Genomic DNA, 18,520 nt, shown 5'->3' with positions numbered 1-18,520 from the left:
GCGGTTATTACGCGTCTAATGTGCCCCTCCCTCGCGTTTTCCGTCCCTCCTCATAATACGGTGGGCCTTGCCTGCATGATGATTTGCATAGCTTAATTTATGCCGTCCCCAGCTCCTTGGCTCTCCAGCTCCCAACAGTATCAGCGGCACGTTCAAGATCAGGTCCATAATCGTCCCATAATTGTGGTTGCTTACGCTGTATCGAAGAGAAACCGTACCGGACATCTTCAGCATCAATAATTCCCCATCGTCGATCTCCTACTGGAATCGAGTCTATAGCGTATAAAAGATTCTCTACCATCCGCTTCGCCAAGTGATCATCAGTATCAGCGAACCAACCGACCGCCCGTATGAGCCAAGCAACTGTAGCGGATACAGGTTCTGTAGAACCATCTGTTGACCACTGGTTAAACCACCGCAAATTGTCCCGATGAAGCAAGAAAGCTAACGAAGTAGGAACCTGCTCTCTGAATACAGATACCTGCAAGCTGTTAGGTTGTCCCCGCCCCATCCCACGCCCCAATTCTGCGTCCTTTAAACCAAGAAGCACTCCTGTAAGAACATTGAGCCGTAAGCCACCTGAGGTCCGGTAGTCTATTTCCTCAACTTTGTAGAGAAGGCTTGCAGCAGATTCTGGCAGTACCTCCACCAGATCCCGGTAGAACTGGTGGCCAGGCTTCTGCGACTGCGCAGTAGGGCCAGTCACTAAATCTACGATGATTGAGAGATCAGTTTTTAATCCAGTGTTCGTTACTACACGCCTCAGGAAATCGAGAAGGCCCGTATAGCTAGGATATATACCTGCAACAGAGTAACGACGTTCTAAGCCAGCCGTGTAATCATCCAAAGCCTTTTGATCCAGCGAATCAGCTGCCTCGATGCTATTTGCCCCGCCCGGAAGCGCGATAGACGGATTCGCGCGAAAAGCGGAGCGGAGCAAGTCGCGATCTTCTCCCTCGAACTCCTCTACTTCGCGCCAAAGAAGTTGGAGGTGTCTGTCGGATGAAGCGTCATCAAGGGTTGTCAAAAGAGTGTCGCGTCGTTGCCTTGCAAGCATCTGCTTCTGGCTTGCAAGCAGGGCTGAATCCTGCTCTGACTGTTTTACCCCACGACGCCAAATCAACCATGGAATCGCAGCTGTAACTACAAGAGTTAAGAGAGCAACTATGAAGCTAGGGTCAGACCAGTCCAAACGAGTGCTCAACTCGCCCCACCAAGAAAACACTTTTTGTCTCCAGTAGCTAGACGTTAAAGCGGAACTCCACCACGTCGCCGTCCTGCATGATGTAGTCCTTACCTTCGATACGGACCTTACCCTTGGCCTTGGCCTCAGCCATAGAACCGGCGGCATCCAGGTCCTCAAAGGAGACAATCTCAGCTTTAATGAAGCCACGCTCAAAGTCGGTGTGAATCACGCCAGCAGCCTGGGGTGCTGTGTCGCCCTGGGAGATAGTCCAGGCACGGGTCTCCTTGGGGCCAGCGGTCAGGTAGGTCTGCAAGCCCAGGGTGGAGAAACCAACGCGGGCTAGCTGGTCCAGGCCGGACTCGTCCTGGCCATTCAACTCGAGCATCTCGCGGGCTTCTTCCTCGGAGAGCTCCACCATGTCAGCCTCAAGCTTGGCATCCAGGAATACAGCCTCGGCAGGGGCCACCATCTCTATACAGAACTTGCCTTAAAAATATATTTTTACTCTTTTTCAAGTAAGTATATGTATCAAAAATTTAGTTTCATAGATACATGTCAAAAACAAACGCATTAGGCTTCGAAATACAGAAAGCCCGCTTTAACCACGGATTTTCAAGACTCGATCTAACAAGCAAAAGTGGAGTCGCATCCCCAACAATTCAAGCAATAGAAGAAGGAAAAAGATACCCCAAAATCTCTACTTTAATTCAAATATCAAAGGGAATTGAGGAAAACCCACAAAATCAAAAAGATTTTTTCTTTAAGTTATTGGAGATTATTTGGGAGGAAAGTTGCTAGACAAAGCTCAATACGCAAGGATTAAAGAAGCCGTTACCGCAGCCAACAAAATACCATTTATTGATGATATCGAAGATTATATTTGGGAGTCAATTTGGGCCTATTCCCAAGGACTCGAGAATCCCCCGAGAGATAGAAAAAAATTATTATTTGATGTTGTTGACACTTCCAATAAAATTGGCTGGAGCGCCAAAACATTAGTATGGCCCAAAAATTCAGGATCTTGCGAATTTGTAATCCAAAGAGCAGATGTTATCAAAAAAAAGGAGTTACTAGGATTTCCACATCTAAGTATCGAAGAATCTGAACCACAAGAAATTGGAAATGCCATACTTAAGCATTGGATTCAAAAAATTGAAATTGACATGACCATCCAGAATGTAGAGGAACCACGACTAGCACTTCTACTAAAATCAAAAGATCGGAAAATAATATATCCCTACGAAGAAGAAATTATAATTCCCAAGTATGAGGATATTACCTGGAGCTGGACTAGCCCTACAAAAACAAGCCTCCAAGGAAGGAATTACGCAGGAAAAATACGCTATAGATGGTACAAAAATCAAAAACAGCTCTTTGAATCTTTTGATTTATCTGATACAGCATATCCAATTGAAGTTACTCAGCAAATATTTGATGTTAGTAATCTAATTAATCTACTCACCCCGACAAAGCTGAAGTAAACGATGAATTTCATCCCCCAATACAAGCATAAGCTTGGGAGGTACCGCATTACCAATTTGACCTGCTACCTCATTCTTTCTTCCATAAAACTTAAAATCATCGGTGAACGACTGAATTCGCGCTGCTTCTCTCATTGTTAATGTTCGGTATTGCTGGGGGTGTCCATAGCGTCCACTCCCAGCATGAAATACCCATCGAGTAATAGTTGGAGAGATTGATTCAAAGTCAAGTCTCCCATATGCACCGCTGTATCCAGATTTGGGTCGCAGTTCCTCAGGCAAATCTTTAATTGCCTGGCCAGGCTCCAAAGCTTCATATCGCGCTTTTTGGATATCACTCGGCGGATTATAAAAATGATTATCAAATGATTTAGCATTATTCCTCACCCATTTTTGATAATCATTAACCGCATCTTGTTCATAGAAAATTTTAGTTTGACCTGGCTCCAAATATGGTAAATCTGATATTGCTTGCCATGCAGAAACATATTTTTCATTCAAAGAAAATAGGTTTTCCATCTGATTAGATTTATATTCATAATGTGTAGGCTCCGGAAAGACTGGGTCCCCATTCAAACTCGCAATAAATATACAGCGCTTTCTCCGTTGAGGAATACCATAGTCCGCAGCAGTTAAAACCTTAACACCAACACTATACCCAAAGCTTTCCAACAAATCTGAGATTTCTTTTCTCACTTCACCTCGATATGAATTATAAATCTCAGCTACATTTTCCATAACAACAACTTTAGGGCGCAACTCATCGACAAATCTAATAAATTCCCTAAATAGCTGGTTCCTGGGATCATCGATAAAACGCTTTTTTGCAACCACATTTTTAGAAAACCCTTGACATGGTGGCCCCCCTACAATAACATCTATATCACCTTGTCGCATTTCAAGTTCTTCAAGAACTTTACTAGTTTCAATATCTCTAATATCGCCACAAAAAGTCTTAGCACCAGGATGGTTCAATTTAAACGTCTTTAGAGCAGTTTCCCATTCATCGACAGCGCCGATAATTTCGAATCCTGCAAGGTCAAGCCCCCAAGACATGCCCCCACAACCTGAGAACAAATCTAAAACTTTTGGTTTATTTTTCATTTTATTTTCTATTAAAGAGGGAGCTAACATTTATTAGTTCTCCTACTAACCTATTTCCTAGATATTAGACGTTGAAGCGGAACTCCACCACGTCGCCGTCCTGCATGATGTAGTCCTTACCTTCCATACGGACCTTGCCCTTGGCCTTAGCCTCAGCCATGGAGCCTGCGGCGTCCAGGTCCTCAAAGGAGACAATCTCAGCTTTAATGAAGCCCCGCTCAAAATCAGTGTGAATCACGCCAGCAGCCTGGGGTGCGGTGTCGCCCTGGGAGATAGTCCAGGCGCGGGTCTCCTTAGGGCCAGCAGTCAGGTAGGTCTGCAAGCCCAGGGTAGAGAAGCCAACACGGGCTAGCTGGTCCAGGCCAGATTCGTCCTGACCATTCAGCTCTAGCATCTCGCGAGCTTCCTCCTCAGAGAGCTCCACCAGGTCAGCCTCAAGCTTGGCGTCCAGGAAGACAGCCTCGGCAGGTGCCACCAGCTCACGCAGTTCCTGCTGCTTTTCCTCAGAAGCCAGCACGCCCTCGTCCGAGTTAAAGACGTAGATGAAGGGCTTAGAGGTCAGCAGGTTCAGCTCCTTGAGCAAAGCCATGTCGATCTTGGCTTCCTTGTACTTGGAAATCAGGGTGTCGCCCTGTTCCAGTATGGCCTGAGCCTTCTTGTACTCCTCAAGCTGGGCGGGGTCGCCCTTCTTGATTTTGACGGCCTTTTCCAGGCGCGGGATAGCGTTCTCCAGGGTCTGCAGATCCGCCAGCACCAGTTCGGTGTTGATGGTTTCCATGTCAGAGGCAGGGTCCACCTTGCCATCGACGTGGATAACATCGGGGTCGTCAAAAGCCCGAACGACCTGGGCGATGGCGTGCGCCTCACGGATGTTAGCCAGGAACTGGTTACCCAAGCCTTCGCCCTCGGAGGCACCACGTACAATACCGGCAATATCTACGAAAGACACTGTTGCAGGCAGGATACGTTCAGAACCGTAGATCTCTGCCAGGCGGGCAAGACGCTCATCCGGCAGGTTCACTACGCCAATGTTCGGTTCAATGGTGGCGAAAGGGTAGTTTGCCGCCAGGATGTTGTTTTTAGTCAGTGCGTTAAAGAGGGTCGATTTGCCGACGTTAGGCAGACCGACAATACCAATAGTAAGAGCCACGGAGATATAAGCCTTTTGTTGTGAATAATCTTTTGCTCCCTAGTCTACTAGGTGAGCACAAGCGGTAGGGTGCCGGCGGTGCGTGAGAAGCCACAAACTTAGTTAGAGGGCGGTAATCAGCTAACTGCGCCAGGGGGCTAGTGCCCGAGCCTCCTATCCCCTGCCCTGTACACCTGCACCCCTGCACCCCTGCACCGTGACAAATATCAGGGGTAAGTCGTGACGTTTAGCATCGGGCGCTAGGGCGGGCCAGCGGCAAGCTAGAAGTATGAAAACCGCAGTTGCAGCCTCTCACCTCACCCAGACCTTTACCAGCCGCACCGGTACCGTTGAGGCAGTCAAAGACGTTAGCTTCACCGTGGCTCCCGGTGAAGTTGTTGCCCTCCTTGGTGAAAACGGGGCCGGTAAATCGACCCTGCTCGATATGCTCCTAGGGCTGGCCTCCCCCACGGCGGGGTCCGTTAAAATCTGTGGAACCGCACCGGCGCAGGCAGTCAGAGCACCCCGGGTAGCTGCCGTCCTCCAGAGCGGTGGCCTGCTCAAAGACCTCACCGTCAAAGACCAGGTAGCCATGGTCGCCGCAACCTACCCCACTGCACCCAAGGTCTGGGCAGCTCTCGAAGCCGCAGGTATAGCCGATATCGCCAACCGCAAGATCGCCAAGTGCTCAGGCGGCCAGCAACAAAAAGTCAGGTTCGCTATCGCCTTGCTCAGCGACCCGGAAATCCTGGTTCTCGATGAACCCACTACCGGCATGGACGTCAAAGCCCGCGCGGCCTTCTGGGAGTCCATGCACGCCCAGGCCACCCTGGGCAAAACCATTCTTTTTGCCACGCACTACCTGGAAGAAGCCCAGGACTTTGCCGACCGTATCATCATGCTGTCCCACGGTTCAGTGGTTGCCGATGCCACCACCGAACAGATAAGGGCACAGGCAGGTGTGCGCACCGTACGTTTCCGCCTGGACGGTGGTAGCGAGCTGGCGCTGACTGCCCAGCAACAAGAAGAATGGGGTGTCCAGCTCAGTCCAGCCCAGAAGGGCAGGTACACCCTGAGCTGTGTCGAGGTCGAGCGTTTCCTGGCTTTCGTGCTTGCTGAGTACCCCCTAACCCAGCTTGAGGTGACCCAGCCAACACTGGCTGAGGCTTTTAGTATCCTCGCCCGCACCAACTAACCACACACGCTAAGGATTCAGCTATGCAACTTCTCCGCTTTATGGGCTACGACCTCAAGCACTCCCTCATGAACTTTTCGTCTTTCTTCTACCTGCTTCTGATGCCGGTGGGCTTCTACTTACTCTTTGGGGCCATGCAGGACTACAGCCATATGGCCTTCAGGGACGGTGATGCTGCCGCCTACGTCATGCTGGGTATGGCGGTCTACGGTGCCGTCGTGGGCGCGGTATCATCTGCCGGCAATGCGGTGATTGAAATTGAGTCAGGCTGGGGCCGCCAGCTGGCCCTGACGCCAATAACCTCTCGCCAGCTCCTTGCCACTAAGACTGTCAACGCACTGGTGACAACAGCTCTGCCGGTGCTCTGCGTCAATCTAACCGCCCTGCTGACTCAAGCCAGCATACCTCAAGGCCAGCAGGTAGCCTGTGCCTTAGTCACCCTAGCCGTCTCCGCTATCTTCGTTGCCTACGGGAGCCTCATTGCCAGACTCTTCAAAAACGCCCGTGCCGTCTCTGTAGCTTCCGGTCTGCTGGTCTTCTTCTCCTTCTTTGGCACCACCTTCAGCCCGCTCTCCACGGACCTCTTGGCGGTTGCACGTTTCACCCCGCTCTACGGGGTTACCCAGCTCTCCCGTTACTTCTTCACCCGGGGTGATACCGTCACCACCGACCCCAACACCTGGTTTGTCACCGAGCCAGTCAGCTACGCCCTACTAAACCTGGCCTTCTGGGGAGCAGTCTTCATGGTGGGAAACTGGTTACTCCGCAAGCGCGTACATTCCCGCTAGAGTGAGACAATAGAACCGTGAACTTCTCCGCACTCAAGAACTTTGACAGAGTAGCAGCGGGTTTCTCAGGGATTTGGCTGGTCTTCCTGCTCTACCCGCTGAGCTACCTCCTGAACAACAGCTCTTTTACGTTCACTCAGAAGGTAGTCGGACTTATCTGCTTCCTACTGTTCTCCCTGATCTACCTGCTCTCTTTTGGGGCCTACGATTTGCTGACCGAGCCTCGCCCCGTTTTCAAGACCCTCTACTGGAACCTGTTGCTCCTTCTTCCCGCTATTGGGCTATCTTCGATGCTAGGAGGATGGGGCTTCTACCTTTCCTCTTTCTGCGTGGCTCTCTGGGCTTTTCATGCGCCGCAAAGGGTTGGGATCATCGTCGGGGCTGTGATAGCCCTGGTGATGTCGGCCTGCTTAGTTTTCTTTTACCGGGATATCTTGTTCCGGGGTGGCTACGGATTCATTACCGGTTCCATTTTTGTGCTGGTCATGGCAACGCTAAGTTACTGGGCGGATCTGCGCAGGGAGCGGGAGGAAGAACTGGCTCGGGCTCAACATGCTGAGCACATAGCCCGGGACGTCCACGATATTTTGGGGCATTCACTGACCGTTATCAACCTTAAAGCTGAACTTGCCGCGGCACTTGCCACGGCCCAGCCGGAGAAAGCCCGTGATCAGATGCAAGAGGTAGCGGTTCTATCGCGCACCGCTCTAGCGGAAGTACGGGCTACCGTGACCCGAATGAAGAGCCCCGATCTCGCTGGGCAGCTTGAAGCCGCTCGTAGGGCTCTGGAAACCGCCCAGATTAGGGCTCATCTGCCAGAACCGGCTAGGGTAGCGATAGCAGGGAATAATGCCACTCTTTTTAGCTGGGTGCTGCGCGAAGCCATCACCAATGTCCTACGCCATTCATCGGCCCGTAACTGCTGGGTAAACCTAGATGCCGAACGAATCGAAATCATTGACGACGGCACCAAGGGCCCCTTTAAACCCGGTAACGGGCTGCTGGGCTTACAGGCTAGAGTGCAGGAAGCAGGCGGAGATCTGCTCATAGCCCACGGTAGCTCCACCCGTCTACTGGCTACGATGAACGGGGATACCTCACCCCTGACCGGCCCAGGAGGGAGTGCATGATTAAGATTCTGATTGCTGATGATCAGCAACTAGTCCGTGAAGCCTTGGGGGCGCTGCTGTCCTTGCAGCCTGACCTGGAACTAGTTGGCACCTGCGGGCGGGGAGACGAGGTCTTCCCCCTTGTTGAACAGAGCTCACCCGATGTCGTCCTCCTAGACATTGAGATGCCAGCAATGAACGGTATTGAGGTAGCTGCCCAGCTCAAAGAGCGTAAAGTAGCTTGCCGCTCTTTAATCGTGACAACCTTTGGCAGGCCGGGTTACCTGAGCCGAGCACTGGAGGCGGGGGCCTGTGGCTTCGTGGTTAAAGACACTCCGGCAGCCCAGCTGGCGGAGACTATCCGCAAGGTCCATGCCGGCCTGCGAGTGGTTGATCCGGCTCTGGCTGCCGAAAGTTTCTCGGTAGGGAGTTCGCCTTTGACCGACCGCGAACATCAGGTCCTTGTAGGTGCGCAGAGCGGGGCCTCTGTATCAGCTATTGCCCAGAACTTGCATCTCTCCCAGGGGACGGTGCGTAATCATCTATCGAGCGCCATCACCAAGTTAGAAGCCTCCAACAGGTTTGATGCCGCCCGTCTAGCCCGCGAACGTGGCTGGCTTTAGAGGACTTACCTTAGTGAGAGGCCCCGGTCAGGTTAAGCACCAAAACTCCGGCAATGATGAGGGCGATTCCCACTACTTTGGTGACTGTGACGGGTTCCCCTAAGAAGATTGCGCCGATTCCTACGATGGCCGCTGTTCCCAGGCCCGACCACAGGGCGTAGGCCACCCCCACGGGGATATCACGCACGGCGATAGAGAGCATATAAAAAGCTAGGCCATAGCTGGTGAGGCACCCCAGAGTAAAACCCCAGCGGGTGAAGCCTTCGGTGTATTTAAGCAGGCTGGTTGCTAGCAGTTCAGCGATAATTGCTATGGTCAAAAAGAGGTAGGGCATAGTCACCTATTGTGCCCATCAAAGCTCTAAAAGGCCAGAGACCCAGCCCACCCCAGCGCGGCCATGTGCTGGGGGCCGGGTTAGAGTAGAGATTATGGCTACACCAACGGTTCTTCTTGCGATCATTCTTGCCCTGGTTTTGGGCACCCTGGCCGGTTTCTTCTGGGGGCGGGCGGGCAGCGGTTCTACCGATGCGCTCCGCGAAAAAAATGCTCAGCTCACTGCGGATCTTGCTGCCGCCCAGCGGGCTGAGACTCTGCTAAGTGAGCGGGTCAGGGAGCTTCAGGCCCGGGCGGAGGCCGATGAAGACGTCCTACTGGCGCTAGCCCCGGTCAAGACCCAGCTGGCGACCATGGAAAAGTCAGTGCGTACCATGGAGACCCAGCGCGCCCAGCAGTACGGGGGCCTGGCTCAGGCTCTGAATGAGACGAATAAGACCAGCCACCAGCTCCGCGAGGTCACGGGCCTGCTTTCTTCCGCTTTGCGCTCCACCAGTGCCCGGGGTAGCTGGGGTGAGGCCCAGCTACGCCGTGTGGTAGAGGCTGCCGGCATGCTCCGGCATGTGACCTTTAGCGAGCAGAGCACCACAGTAGCTACCGATAGCAGGGGTCAGGAGCGACAGATTCGACCGGATATGGTGGTTCATCTACCCGGCGGTAAAACGGTGGTACTCGATGCTAAGGCACCCTTGAGTTCCTACCTTGATGCCCAGGAGGCTGAGGGGCCGGTGCAGGCTGAGCTATTGGGCCGTCACGCTAAGGCTGTTCGCGCTCACCTTGATGCCCTGGCCTCTAAGCAATATTGGGCCGGTTTTGGGGCTTCACCGGAATTGGTGCTCTGCTTTATCCCGGTAGAGTCAGCCCTTTCGGCGGCACTGACCGCAGACGCTAAGCTCTTGGACTACGCCGCGGCCAAGAACGTAGCACTGGTATCGCCTGTATCGCTGTTGGCCGCGCTTAAGGCTATTTCCTTCTCCTGGCGGCAGGATGCTCTGACCGATAACGCCCGGGAGCTCTTTAATCTTTCACAGCAGCTCTATGAGCGACTCGGTACCGCGGGGTCCCATCTTGCGGGTATGGGTAAGTCCTTGGCGCGCACTGTTGATTCGTATAACGCGCTGGTGGGTTCCTTAGAGACCCGTGTGTTTGTGACCGCACGCAAGATGACGGCTCTCTCCGGGGTGCAGGACGCTACCGGTCATCTGAGCCCCACCCCTTCGGAAGCTAGCCTTAAACCGCTGACGGCACCGGAGTTCATGACCTCCCTCCCCCAGTACCATGCGGAGAGTACCCAGAGAAAAGAGAACATCGGCCCTGAGCCTTACGACTCGTGGACCGATGAACCTCTTTTTGATGAATAAGGCTTAGCGGGTGGGCTTTGAACCTCGTCCGCCCAGCCGCATAGCGGGAGCACCGGTGTCGTTCTTCAGCGCAGCACGCAGTTCTTTGGGGAGGGAAAAGAGAATGTCTTCCTTAGCGGTTTCGTGTTCCTCAACATCGGTGTAGCCGTAGTCAGCGAGCAGGTGCAGGACCTCTTGCACCAGCACCTCGGGAACCGATGCACCGGAGGTCAGCCCCACTGTGGTTACGCCCTCAAACCAGGCTTCATCGACCTGGTGAGCAAAATCAACGCGCTCGGCACGCTGAGCACCGTATTCCTCAGCGACCTCCTTGAGGCGCACCGAGTTTGATGAGTTAGAAGAACCCACAACAATCACGAGGTCGCTCTTGGGAGCAATTTCCTTGATAGCACCCTGGCGGTTTGAGGTTGCGTAGCAGATATCGTCTGAGGGCGGGTCCTGGAGGGTGGGGAAACGCTCGCGCAGGCGGGCAACGGTCTCAAGGGTTTCGTCCACCGACAGGGTTGTCTGAGAAATCCACACGACCTTTTCGGGGTCGCGCACAGTTACCCGGTCAACTTCGTCGGGCGAGTTAACAATCTGGATATGTTCGGGGGCTTCGCCTGCTGTGCCCTCGACCTCTTCGTGGCCGGTGTGGCCAATCAGCAGAATGTCATAGTCCTGCTTAGCAAAGCGGACCGCTTCCCGGTGCACCTTGGATACCAGTGGGCAGGTCGCATCAATAGTGTTAAGCTGGCGCTCAGCGGCAGAATCGACAACGGCAGGAGAAACACCGTGGGCTGAGAATACGGTGACGGCGCCCTCGGGAACTTCCTCTACCTCGTCCACAAAGATTGCGCCCTGAGCTTCTAGAGTCTCAACGACGTGTCGATTGTGCACAATCTGTTTGCGCACGTACACCGGAGCACCGTAGTGCTCTAGAGCACGTTCAACGGCGATAACCGCGCGGTCAACGCCAGCGCAGTAGCCGCGCGGGGCGGCCAGAAGTACTTTTTTGGGGCCGGTTGGTGCGGCGGCCTCAATTTCTTGGCGGGTCCGGCGCACACGTGGCACGGTGGGCAGGCCCAGTTCAATGGTCTTTTCGGCAGTGGACATAGTCTCTATCCTACGTTGTTCTAGCGAAAGCGTGCAGTGGCGGGTCTCGCAGTTACGCGGAGCACCGCTATGAGAATTGCCAGCAGGGTCAGGACGACCGCCGCAATCAGCACCTCAAAGGCCAGTCCGTTCAGGTAGCTGGCAAAGGATTCAGCAATTAACTGTGAGAGCTTCTGGAAAAAGAGCACACCGGAGCTACTTGCGCCCTGCCCAAGGCCCGAGAGCCATGAGGCTCCGCCACCGATCAGGGCGGTTGCCCAGAGAAGTCCTGCACCAATGAAAGCCACGCAAGCCAGGTGAGCACATTTAGAACCGGGCCACAGCAGAAAGCCCAGCAGGGCGGAGCCAGCGCAACCGGCTAGAAGAATCGGCCAGAGGCCCGCGAACCCTATCAGGGTGTTAATACTTGTGTTAACCGGCCAGATACTCTCGCCGGTATCGAGCATAAGGGTTCGCCCGGGAAGGGCGCTGGTATCAAGTGAGATACCAGTTGTGGCCCGCAGGGAATCACTAGCTTTATCGTAGATAGCTGAAAAGTCGAGCATGGCGGGCCTGGTCTCCCCCGAAAAGTTATAGCGGTGGGAGTCACTCATAGCTTTCGCCCACAACTCCGGGTAGTCTTCCGAGGCAACGACGGTGCCTGTGGCCTGGTTAACCAGGGTATAGGTCTGGTCGTATAACCAGTTCTGGGCGCCCCCGTACCAGGTCTCACTTTTCCCGTCCCCCAGGTAGGTGCTGATGGTAGGTGAAGCCATGATGTCATCGGTGACCGCTGAGGCCAGGCTGTTCTGGAAGTCCTGGTCTGTCGCCAGTCCCTGGGCCATAGCCGTGAAGTTATCGGTATCGACGATGGCGCTCTGGGCCCAGTAGGCCGTAGCACCGGCTAGCCCACACAAGAGGGTGAACAGGGCTAGCAGACTACAGAAGAAGCGGCGAAAGATCCGATAAGGAGGTTTGGCCGGGTAGGGGTAGGCAGGTAGGGGCGCAGGATTTACAGGAACCGGGTAGGAAGAAGCAGGAACCGTCTGTGCCTGGGGCACACGCCCCTGCCCCTGACCCTGGGGAAGCGTGTGCTGGTAAGCAGCTGCTGTGCCGTAGGCTACGGCTCTAACAGCGGAAGCAGATTGCCCCTGAGTTTCTTGGTAGATGACACGTTGGTTCTCGGCCTGGACCTGAGGGTTAGTCCAGTTGCCGTCACCGTGCTCATTAAAATCATGCCTACTTTGTGTGCCCATAGTCCTTGAATAGTAGCTTGTTTATCTAGCTTTTGGGGTGTTTTAACCTGTAGAAGCCCCTTTGATGCTATAAAAAGTACGACCGACCCTCGTTAAGAGGCTAAAAGTGTCAGCCCCCGGTGGTAGTAGTGGTATATGAATACTTTTGGCGAACCTACGCTCGCTGAACTCCAGCAGCAACAAGAGGAAGGGCGGGAGCCCCGGCAACATGCCCAACGGGCCGGCCAGACCACACCCGATAACCCTTGGCCGCTTCATCTGCTCTCCCATAAGATGCACGAGTATATAGCCCGGTGTGTGCCAACCTGGGTCGAAGGCCAGGTAATTGAGCTCAACCACCGGGGCCGAGTCTCTTACCTGACCCTGCGCGATATTGACCAGGAAGTCTCAGTGTCGATGACGGTCTGGGGTTCAGAGATGACAAAAATCCAGGGGCAGGTAGAACGAGGTTCACGCATCGTCCTGCAACTTAAGCCAGATTTCTGGGTTAAAACCGGTCGGCTCTCCATGCAAGGTTCCAACATTAAGCCGGTGGGTGTGGGCTCCATGCTCGAACGTATTGAGCAGCTCCGTGCCAAGCTCCAGGCCCAGGGCCTGTTCGATGCCGGCCGCAAAAAACCGCTCCCGCTACTGCCCCACACCATCGGCTTGATTACCGGGCGCGATTCAGATGCCCTCAAAGATGTGATTCGCAATGCCAGCCTCCGCTGGCCTGCTGTTAACTTTGCGGTGCGGGAGGTAGCTGTTCAAGGTGTTCATGCGGTAGCCCAGGTAACAGCGGCCCTGGCTGAGCTTGATGCAGATCCCTCCATTGACCTGATTGTAATTGCACGCGGTGGTGGCTCCTTCGAGGATCTACTGCCCTTCTCAGAAGAAGCCATGGTTTGCGCCGTTGCGGCGGCCCGCACCCCTGTGGTCTCTGCTATCGGGCATGAGGCCGATTCACCTCTCCTTGATCATGTGGCCGATGTGCGCGCTTCAACACCCACCGACGCCGGTAAGCGTATCGTGCCCGACGTCGCCGATGAGCGTGAGTTCTTCCGGGCAGCCCGCTACCAGCTGATGCGCTCTCTTGAGCTGCTGATTCAGCGTGAGCGCATGGGGCTAACCCAGGTCCGTTCCCGCCCGGCCCTTGCCGCCCCAGCTTCAACCATGCTGGCACGGGCTGAGGATATTGAGCGTCTCCGAGCCCGAGCATTAACAGCGGCCACCCACCGGCTGGTACGCGACCGTGAACAGGTGAGCCAGCTCAGGGCACGGGTCACGGCGCTCTCCCCCCAGCAGACGCTTGAACGGGGCTATTCCCTGGTACAAACAGCGTCGGGAGCCCTAGTCCGCGACAGTAGCACCCTTGAAGAGGGGCAGGCTCTTAAAGTGCGTGTGGCACAGGGTAGCCTGAAGGCCACCGTGACCTCAGTTTCAGATAGTGCTCTCTAGCCCCATCTCTCCCCCGCCCTGTAGAACGACTTAGACCCAAACACTAATAGAAGGAATTATCGTGAGCGACAATATCGAATTTGCAACCGAGCTTAATGCCCGCCCCGTGGATGAGCTTTCCTACGAACAAGCCCGCGAAGAGCTCATGCAGGTCGTAACCCGCATGGAGTCCGGGGCTTCCACCCTCGAAGAATCCATTGCCCTCTGGGAGCGCGGCGAGGCCTTGGCAGCTCGTTGTGAGGCCTGGCTTGACGGTGCCCAGGCGCGCTTAGATGCCGCCAAGCAGGCCACTAGCTAGGCCGGGCCCGCAAATCTGCAAGAACGCAGGCGCAGAGAAAATGGCATCACTTTCTCTGCGCCTGCGCGCCTCTATATGCCTATATGTCGGCCTTTACAACTAATTCTGTTTGTAGTCGCTCAGGAAGTTGCCCAGGCGTTCCAGCGCATCAGCCAGGGTGTGAACATCCGGGAGGAAGACCAGTCGGAAGTGGTCGGGTTGCCCCCAGTTAAAGGCCGTTCCGTGGCTGAGCAGAATCTTCTGCTCCCTGAGCAAATCAAGCATGAACTGCTCATCGCTGGTGATGTTGAACTTATCAATATCGAGCTTGGGGAAGAGGTAGAGCGCACCTTCAGCCTGCTTGACGCTCACGCCCTCCATCTGACTGAGCATCTGGTACGACAGGTCACGTTGCTCTTTAAGACGGCCACCGGGCAGAATCAAATCCTTGATGGACTGGTAGCCGCCCAGCGCTGTTTGTACGGCGTGCTGGGCAGGTACGTTAGCGCACAGACGCATGTTAGCCAGCAGGTTAATGCCCTCAATGAAGGGGGCGGCCGCGAGCTTGGGGCCGGAAATAGCGACCCAGCCGGCACGGTAACCGCAGACCCGGTAGGCCTTGGAAAGACCGGAGAAAGTCAGGGTCAGCACGTCATCATCGGCGATAGAAGCTACGTGCGTCATGGTGGCACCGTCGTAAAGAATCTTCTCGTAGATTTCATCAGCGAAAATGACCAACTCATGTTCCCGAGCAATCTCTACAATCTGCCTCAGAAGCTGAGGTGAGTAGACGGCGCCGGTCGGATTATTGGGGTTGATTACCACAATGCCGCGTGTCTTAGAAGTAATTTTGGACTTGATATCTTCTATATCCGGGAACCAGTTGTCTTCCTCCTTACAGAGGTAGTGCACCGGCTTGCCGCCAGCCAGCTGGGTAGCGGCAGTCCACAGAGGGTAGTCGGGACTGGGGACCAGAATCTCTTCCCCATCATCTAGCAAGGCCTGCAGTGTCATGGGGATAAGCTCAGAGACACCATTACCCAGGTAAACGTCGTCGGTGGTGATGTTCATGATGCCCTCGTTCTGGTAGTACTGCACAATGGCGGTACGGGCCGAGTAGAGGCCACGGGAATCCGAGTAGCCCTGGGTGTAGGGCAGGTGCTCGATGATATCCATCATGATGGTTTCAGGCGCTTCAAAACCGAAGGGCGCGGGGTTGCCGATATTTAGCTTAAGAATACGGTGACCGCGGGCCTCCATACGGTGGGCCTCTTCTAAGATAGGCCCACGAATGTCGTAGAGGACGTTTTGAAGTTTTTTTGTCTGCTTGAATGCCATGAGACTTAGATTACCCCCTGAGGGTGCTCAACCAGAAATGTGCGGCATCAGTTTCTGAGACGGCATTATCACCGCTGGTTAAGCTGTTGAGACGAATAAGTGAGTCGGTGTTGAGCTGAGCAGATACACCGTCGATGATGTCCCGGGCTTCTTGTGGTATTTCCCCCGCACGCACCAGCGGCACGATATTCTGGGCCAGCTGTGTCCTTTCCGGATCATCGAGCAGTGTCAGATTATTGGCCGATATATCGGCACTAGCCGAAAACATGTAGGCCAGGTCCGTCTGCCCCCTAATGAGCTGCTTGGCCTGTTCGGTCCGTTCATCGGTGGTACGGACTTGGTCGGGCATACAGCCATAATATTCTCGCAGTGAGTTTTCGCCGCTTGGGTTTGCGGTGTAGGTGTCGGGGGCTACTAGGCTAAGCTGGGCGCATTTTTCGCCAAGGTCACTCATGCTACCTAAACCGTATTTTTGGGCGGTAGCGGCGGTTACCACGTAGCCGTAACGGTTTGTGGCGGCTGAGGGGTTGAGCAGTTCAAGGGTGTCGGGGAGCGCAAGGTCAACGTAGCTGACGATATCGTTGCTGCTCAGACCCCGAACGTTAAGGTTTGTGGGGCTGGGGCTAGCTGTGGCTGAGGCTAGCCAAGCGGAGCTTGTTGCCGGTTGGCTAGACTGCTCAGTGGCCTGCACTCTTGACTGAGCCTGGGTGCGCTGATCATTGATGATGCTGGGGCTTGTCGAACCGTTGTCGGTCAGGTAGAGCAAGAGGTCACCTGAGAGGTCAGGGGTGATATGAACAGCGTCCCCGTCGGGGGATGTTGAGGTAGGTTGGGCAGTTGCTGAACTGTTCATATCGATGTGCATCTGCTCGAAAATAGCAGAACGATCCCTCCCGGTTTCCACAACCTCCGCGCTGTAACCAGCCTCTTGCAAAGCCACCTGATAGATGTAGGCTGCGTGCCTGGTTTCAGGTGTAAGTCCGGTTCCGATGCGGATGGTAGCGCTTGAAACTACTGCCGGGGAACTGTGGGTTGGTCCTGCCCCAGAGGCTCCACATGAGGTAAAAGCTAAGGCTGCCACCGCCCCCAGCCCCATCACTTGCCAGCGCAAAGCTTTAATCGGCATAGTCACTTAGCGCCTTTCTTCTGGTAGACCCGGCTCAGAGCAAGGGCATCAGGGTAGCCCATCATACGGGCGGCTTCATCAACCAGGGAGTAATAGACATGGTTTTCCAATTCGGCTAAAGGAACCCACAGGGCAAGGTCAGTTGAGCCTCCAGTTTCTGAGCGCAGTTCCCCGCCTGTCCTATGAGCCCGGTAGATAGTACGAAGTGCACAAAAAGGTAGGTCACTTCCCTGGTTAGGGCCAAAGTAGCCGGCATGCACGCCCAGCAGACCATCAAGTTCCACTGTGAAACCTGTTTCTTCCAGCACCTCACGCCGGGCAGTATCTGCTGGCTGTTCGCCCGGTTCCATGCCTCCCCCAGGTAGGGTCAGGCCGGGTTTGAAGCCCGGAATGTGAGGAACCCACCGTGCTAGCAGAATCTGCTCGTCTTCAATAACTACTGCATAGGCGGCCGGGCGGGTTTCCATTTTCGGCAGAGGCATGCAAGGGTTTCCTTTACTATCGATTCTCTTCCACCAGTTTAGCGACCTGCGCCGGTGTCATTTGCCAGCCCCACCACCATATTCAGCTACCGCTCATCTACCTGGTTTGTCTTCAGCTTTACAGAAGAAAAGGTATTAGGCTCTTGGGTATGAGTTTTTCAGGGAATGTACTAGCAGAGAATTCTTCACTTGAGCAGGGAACCGCTGCAGCAGAAAGTATCATGGCGCGGATGACCAGCATAGATTTCTGGATGGGTGCACCGCTTCGCATCCTTCTGATTCTTACCATCGGGGGTATTTTGCACATACTCTTACGGGTGGTTATCAGGCATGTCGCTGATTCCATTGCACGCGGGACTCGAAGCCGAATCGTAGCCAGCGAAGATAAGAAAGGCTTGCTCGCTAAACGCTGGTCCTCAGATACGTCCCTGGCCTCCGCCCGGCAGGCCCAGCGCGCTCACACCGTAGGCTCCGTTCTCCGGTCAGTTTCAGCCATCATGATCTGGACCGTCACCATCGTCATGGTTATCGCTGAGCTCGGTTTCAATATTGCACCGGTTATCGCATCTGCCGGTGTTGTGGGTGTGGCGCTGTCCTTCGGCGCGCAGTCCCTAGTCAAGGACTTCCTTTCGGGCATCTTTATTGTGGCTGAAGATCAGCTAGGTATCGGTGACTGGGTTAATCTAGGCGATACAGAAGGGGAAGTTGAAGCTGTAGGCCTACGTACGACCCAGGTACGAGACGTCCAGGGCACCCTGTGGCATGTGCGCAACGGTGAAATCCTAAGAGTGGGCAACTCGTCCCAGGGCTGGGCACGAATCGTTATTGACCTGCCTATCCCCTACGAGGCAGATATCGACGAAATGGCTGATTTCCTGGTCAAATCCACCCAGGAGGCTATTGAACTACCCGGGATTAAGGGCAATGTGTCAGGCCAACCCCAGTATCTAGGTGTCCAGTCGGTGACCGGCGAATCCGTGATTCTACGTTTGACGGTGACTACTGCCCCGTCCGAGCAGTTTGCTGTGGGCCGTAAACTCCGCGCCGAACTCAAAAAGGCTATGGATAAGCAAGGAATTCGTATCCCGCTTGCTCAGCAGTCGGTAATTCACAGCCAAGTGCACGGTATTGGTTCTGTCGCTAGCGCTAGCACCACACCCCAAAAATTTACCGACGCTTCCGCCTTCGACAAGAAGTAAAGTCAGCGTCTAGCATAGGTGT

General features: G+C 54.4%; 19 protein-coding genes and 1 pseudogene. 10 read left to right on the top strand and 10 right to left on the bottom strand.

Annotated features, from left to right (window positions below; genetic code table 11):
- Window positions 1-97 precede the first annotated feature (97 nt).
- Both ACN082_RS03175 and ACN082_RS03170 read right to left on the bottom strand, forming a co-directional pair.
- The gene (locus tag ACN082_RS03175) at window positions 98-1,204 is read right to left on the bottom strand and encodes a hypothetical protein (RefSeq protein ID WP_419099385.1); all 1,107 of its coding nucleotides are present in this window, start codon (window positions 1,202-1,204) and stop codon (window positions 98-100) included.
- A gap of 37 nt (window positions 1,205-1,241) precedes the next feature.
- Window positions 1,242-1,658, bottom strand: a pseudogene (locus ACN082_RS03170) (DUF933 domain-containing protein); the annotation flags it as partial.
- An 80-nt stretch (window positions 1,659-1,738) separates the two neighbouring features.
- On the opposite strand from ACN082_RS03170, the gene ACN082_RS03165 reads away from it, so the two are divergent.
- Both ACN082_RS03165 and ACN082_RS03160 read left to right on the top strand, forming a co-directional pair.
- Entirely contained in the window at window positions 1,739-1,984 is a 246-nt protein-coding gene (locus ACN082_RS03165) for a helix-turn-helix domain-containing protein (protein WP_419099384.1), read from the top strand.
- The gene (locus ACN082_RS03160; RefSeq protein ID WP_419099383.1) at window positions 1,978-2,667 is read left to right on the top strand and encodes a hypothetical protein; all 690 of its coding nucleotides are present in this window, start codon (window positions 1,978-1,980) and stop codon (window positions 2,665-2,667) included. Before ACN082_RS03165 ends, ACN082_RS03160 begins: the two co-directional genes overlap by 7 nt.
- Here the strand turns inward: ACN082_RS03160 and ACN082_RS03155 are convergent.
- Window positions 2,641-3,801 (bottom strand): DNA cytosine methyltransferase, encoded by a 1,161-nt coding sequence (locus ACN082_RS03155; RefSeq protein WP_419099382.1) that lies wholly within the window; start codon window positions 3,799-3,801, stop codon window positions 2,641-2,643. The two genes, ACN082_RS03160 and ACN082_RS03155, sit on opposite strands and share 27 nt — an antisense overlap.
- A gap of 34 nt (window positions 3,802-3,835) precedes the next feature.
- Entirely contained in the window at window positions 3,836-4,921 is a 1,086-nt protein-coding gene (gene ychF / locus ACN082_RS03150) for a redox-regulated ATPase YchF (RefSeq protein WP_419099381.1), read from the bottom strand.
- Between the two features lie 268 nt (window positions 4,922-5,189).
- Here ychF and ACN082_RS03145 point away from each other — a divergent pair, with 268 nt between their 5' ends.
- The 4 genes from ACN082_RS03145 to ACN082_RS03130 are packed head-to-tail and all read left to right on the top strand — an operon-like array spanning window position 5,190 to window position 8,615.
- Window positions 5,190-6,095 carry an ABC transporter ATP-binding protein gene (locus ACN082_RS03145; RefSeq protein WP_419099380.1) on the top strand — a complete coding sequence of 302 codons (906 nt, stop codon included), beginning with the start codon at window positions 5,190-5,192 and terminating at the stop codon, window positions 6,093-6,095.
- A 23-nt stretch (window positions 6,096-6,118) separates the two neighbouring features.
- Window positions 6,119-6,883, top strand: coding sequence for an ABC transporter permease (locus tag ACN082_RS03140; RefSeq protein WP_419099379.1), 765 nt, complete (start codon window positions 6,119-6,121; stop codon window positions 6,881-6,883).
- A gap of 17 nt (window positions 6,884-6,900) precedes the next feature.
- The gene (locus ACN082_RS03135) at window positions 6,901-8,013 is read left to right on the top strand and encodes a sensor histidine kinase (RefSeq protein WP_419099378.1); all 1,113 of its coding nucleotides are present in this window, start codon (window positions 6,901-6,903) and stop codon (window positions 8,011-8,013) included.
- Window positions 8,010-8,615 (top strand): response regulator transcription factor, encoded by a 606-nt coding sequence (locus tag ACN082_RS03130; protein WP_419099377.1) that lies wholly within the window; start codon window positions 8,010-8,012, stop codon window positions 8,613-8,615. Before ACN082_RS03135 ends, ACN082_RS03130 begins: the two co-directional genes overlap by 4 nt.
- 10 nt (window positions 8,616-8,625) lie before the next feature.
- Here ACN082_RS03130 and ACN082_RS03125 read toward each other — a convergent pair whose 3' ends face one another.
- Window positions 8,626-8,949 (bottom strand): DMT family transporter, encoded by a 324-nt coding sequence (locus ACN082_RS03125; RefSeq protein ID WP_419099376.1) that lies wholly within the window; start codon window positions 8,947-8,949, stop codon window positions 8,626-8,628.
- Between the two features lie 94 nt (window positions 8,950-9,043).
- Here ACN082_RS03125 and ACN082_RS03120 point away from each other — a divergent pair, with 94 nt between their 5' ends.
- Entirely contained in the window at window positions 9,044-10,309 is a 1,266-nt protein-coding gene (locus ACN082_RS03120) for a DNA recombination protein RmuC (protein ID WP_419099375.1), read from the top strand.
- A gap of 3 nt (window positions 10,310-10,312) precedes the next feature.
- Here the strand turns inward: ACN082_RS03120 and ACN082_RS03115 are convergent, their stop codons facing one another.
- Both ACN082_RS03115 and ACN082_RS03110 read right to left on the bottom strand, forming a co-directional pair.
- Window positions 10,313-11,404 carry a 4-hydroxy-3-methylbut-2-enyl diphosphate reductase gene (locus ACN082_RS03115; RefSeq protein ID WP_419099374.1) on the bottom strand — a complete coding sequence of 364 codons (1,092 nt, stop codon included), beginning with the start codon at window positions 11,402-11,404 and terminating at the stop codon, window positions 10,313-10,315.
- A gap of 20 nt (window positions 11,405-11,424) precedes the next feature.
- Window positions 11,425-12,639, bottom strand: coding sequence for a hypothetical protein (locus ACN082_RS03110; RefSeq protein ID WP_419099373.1), 1,215 nt, complete (start codon window positions 12,637-12,639; stop codon window positions 11,425-11,427).
- Between the two features lie 135 nt (window positions 12,640-12,774).
- Between ACN082_RS03110 and xseA the strand changes: the two genes are divergently transcribed.
- Together xseA and ACN082_RS03100 are read left to right on the top strand one after the other, a co-directional pair.
- Window positions 12,775-14,076, top strand: a complete 1,302-nt coding sequence (gene xseA, locus ACN082_RS03105) for an exodeoxyribonuclease VII large subunit (protein WP_419099372.1) — start codon at window positions 12,775-12,777, stop codon at window positions 14,074-14,076.
- A gap of 61 nt (window positions 14,077-14,137) precedes the next feature.
- Complete coding sequence (locus tag ACN082_RS03100) at window positions 14,138-14,374, top strand: exodeoxyribonuclease VII small subunit (RefSeq protein WP_419099371.1); 237 nt, start codon at window positions 14,138-14,140, stop codon at window positions 14,372-14,374.
- A gap of 99 nt (window positions 14,375-14,473) precedes the next feature.
- On the opposite strand, the gene ACN082_RS03095 is transcribed toward ACN082_RS03100, so the two are convergent.
- The 3 genes from ACN082_RS03095 to ACN082_RS03085 are packed head-to-tail and all read right to left on the bottom strand — an operon-like array spanning window position 14,474 to window position 17,299.
- Window positions 14,474-15,691: a pyridoxal phosphate-dependent aminotransferase gene (locus ACN082_RS03095; RefSeq protein ID WP_419099370.1), complete on the bottom strand. Its 1,218-nt coding sequence runs from the start codon at window positions 15,689-15,691 to the stop codon at window positions 14,474-14,476.
- 10 nt (window positions 15,692-15,701) lie between these two features.
- Window positions 15,702-16,817 carry a glycine betaine ABC transporter substrate-binding protein gene (locus tag ACN082_RS03090; RefSeq protein WP_419099369.1) on the bottom strand — a complete coding sequence of 372 codons (1,116 nt, stop codon included), beginning with the start codon at window positions 16,815-16,817 and terminating at the stop codon, window positions 15,702-15,704.
- Between the two features lie 2 nt (window positions 16,818-16,819).
- Window positions 16,820-17,299, bottom strand: a complete 480-nt coding sequence (locus ACN082_RS03085; RefSeq protein ID WP_419099368.1) for an NUDIX hydrolase — start codon at window positions 17,297-17,299, stop codon at window positions 16,820-16,822.
- Window positions 17,300-17,448: 149 nt separating this feature from the next.
- Here ACN082_RS03085 and ACN082_RS03080 point away from each other — a divergent pair, with 149 nt between their 5' ends.
- Window positions 17,449-18,498, top strand: coding sequence for a mechanosensitive ion channel family protein (locus tag ACN082_RS03080; RefSeq protein ID WP_419099367.1), 1,050 nt, complete (start codon window positions 17,449-17,451; stop codon window positions 18,496-18,498).
- Window positions 18,499-18,520 lie beyond the last annotated feature (22 nt).

The sequence above is a fragment of the Rothia sp. CCM 9417 genome, assembly GCF_048513575.1.
In the GTDB taxonomy this organism is placed as follows: domain Bacteria; phylum Actinomycetota; class Actinomycetes; order Actinomycetales; family Micrococcaceae; genus Rothia.
The sequence above is the reverse complement of the archived record's forward strand: the minus strand, read 5'-3'. Positions and strand labels throughout refer to the sequence as shown.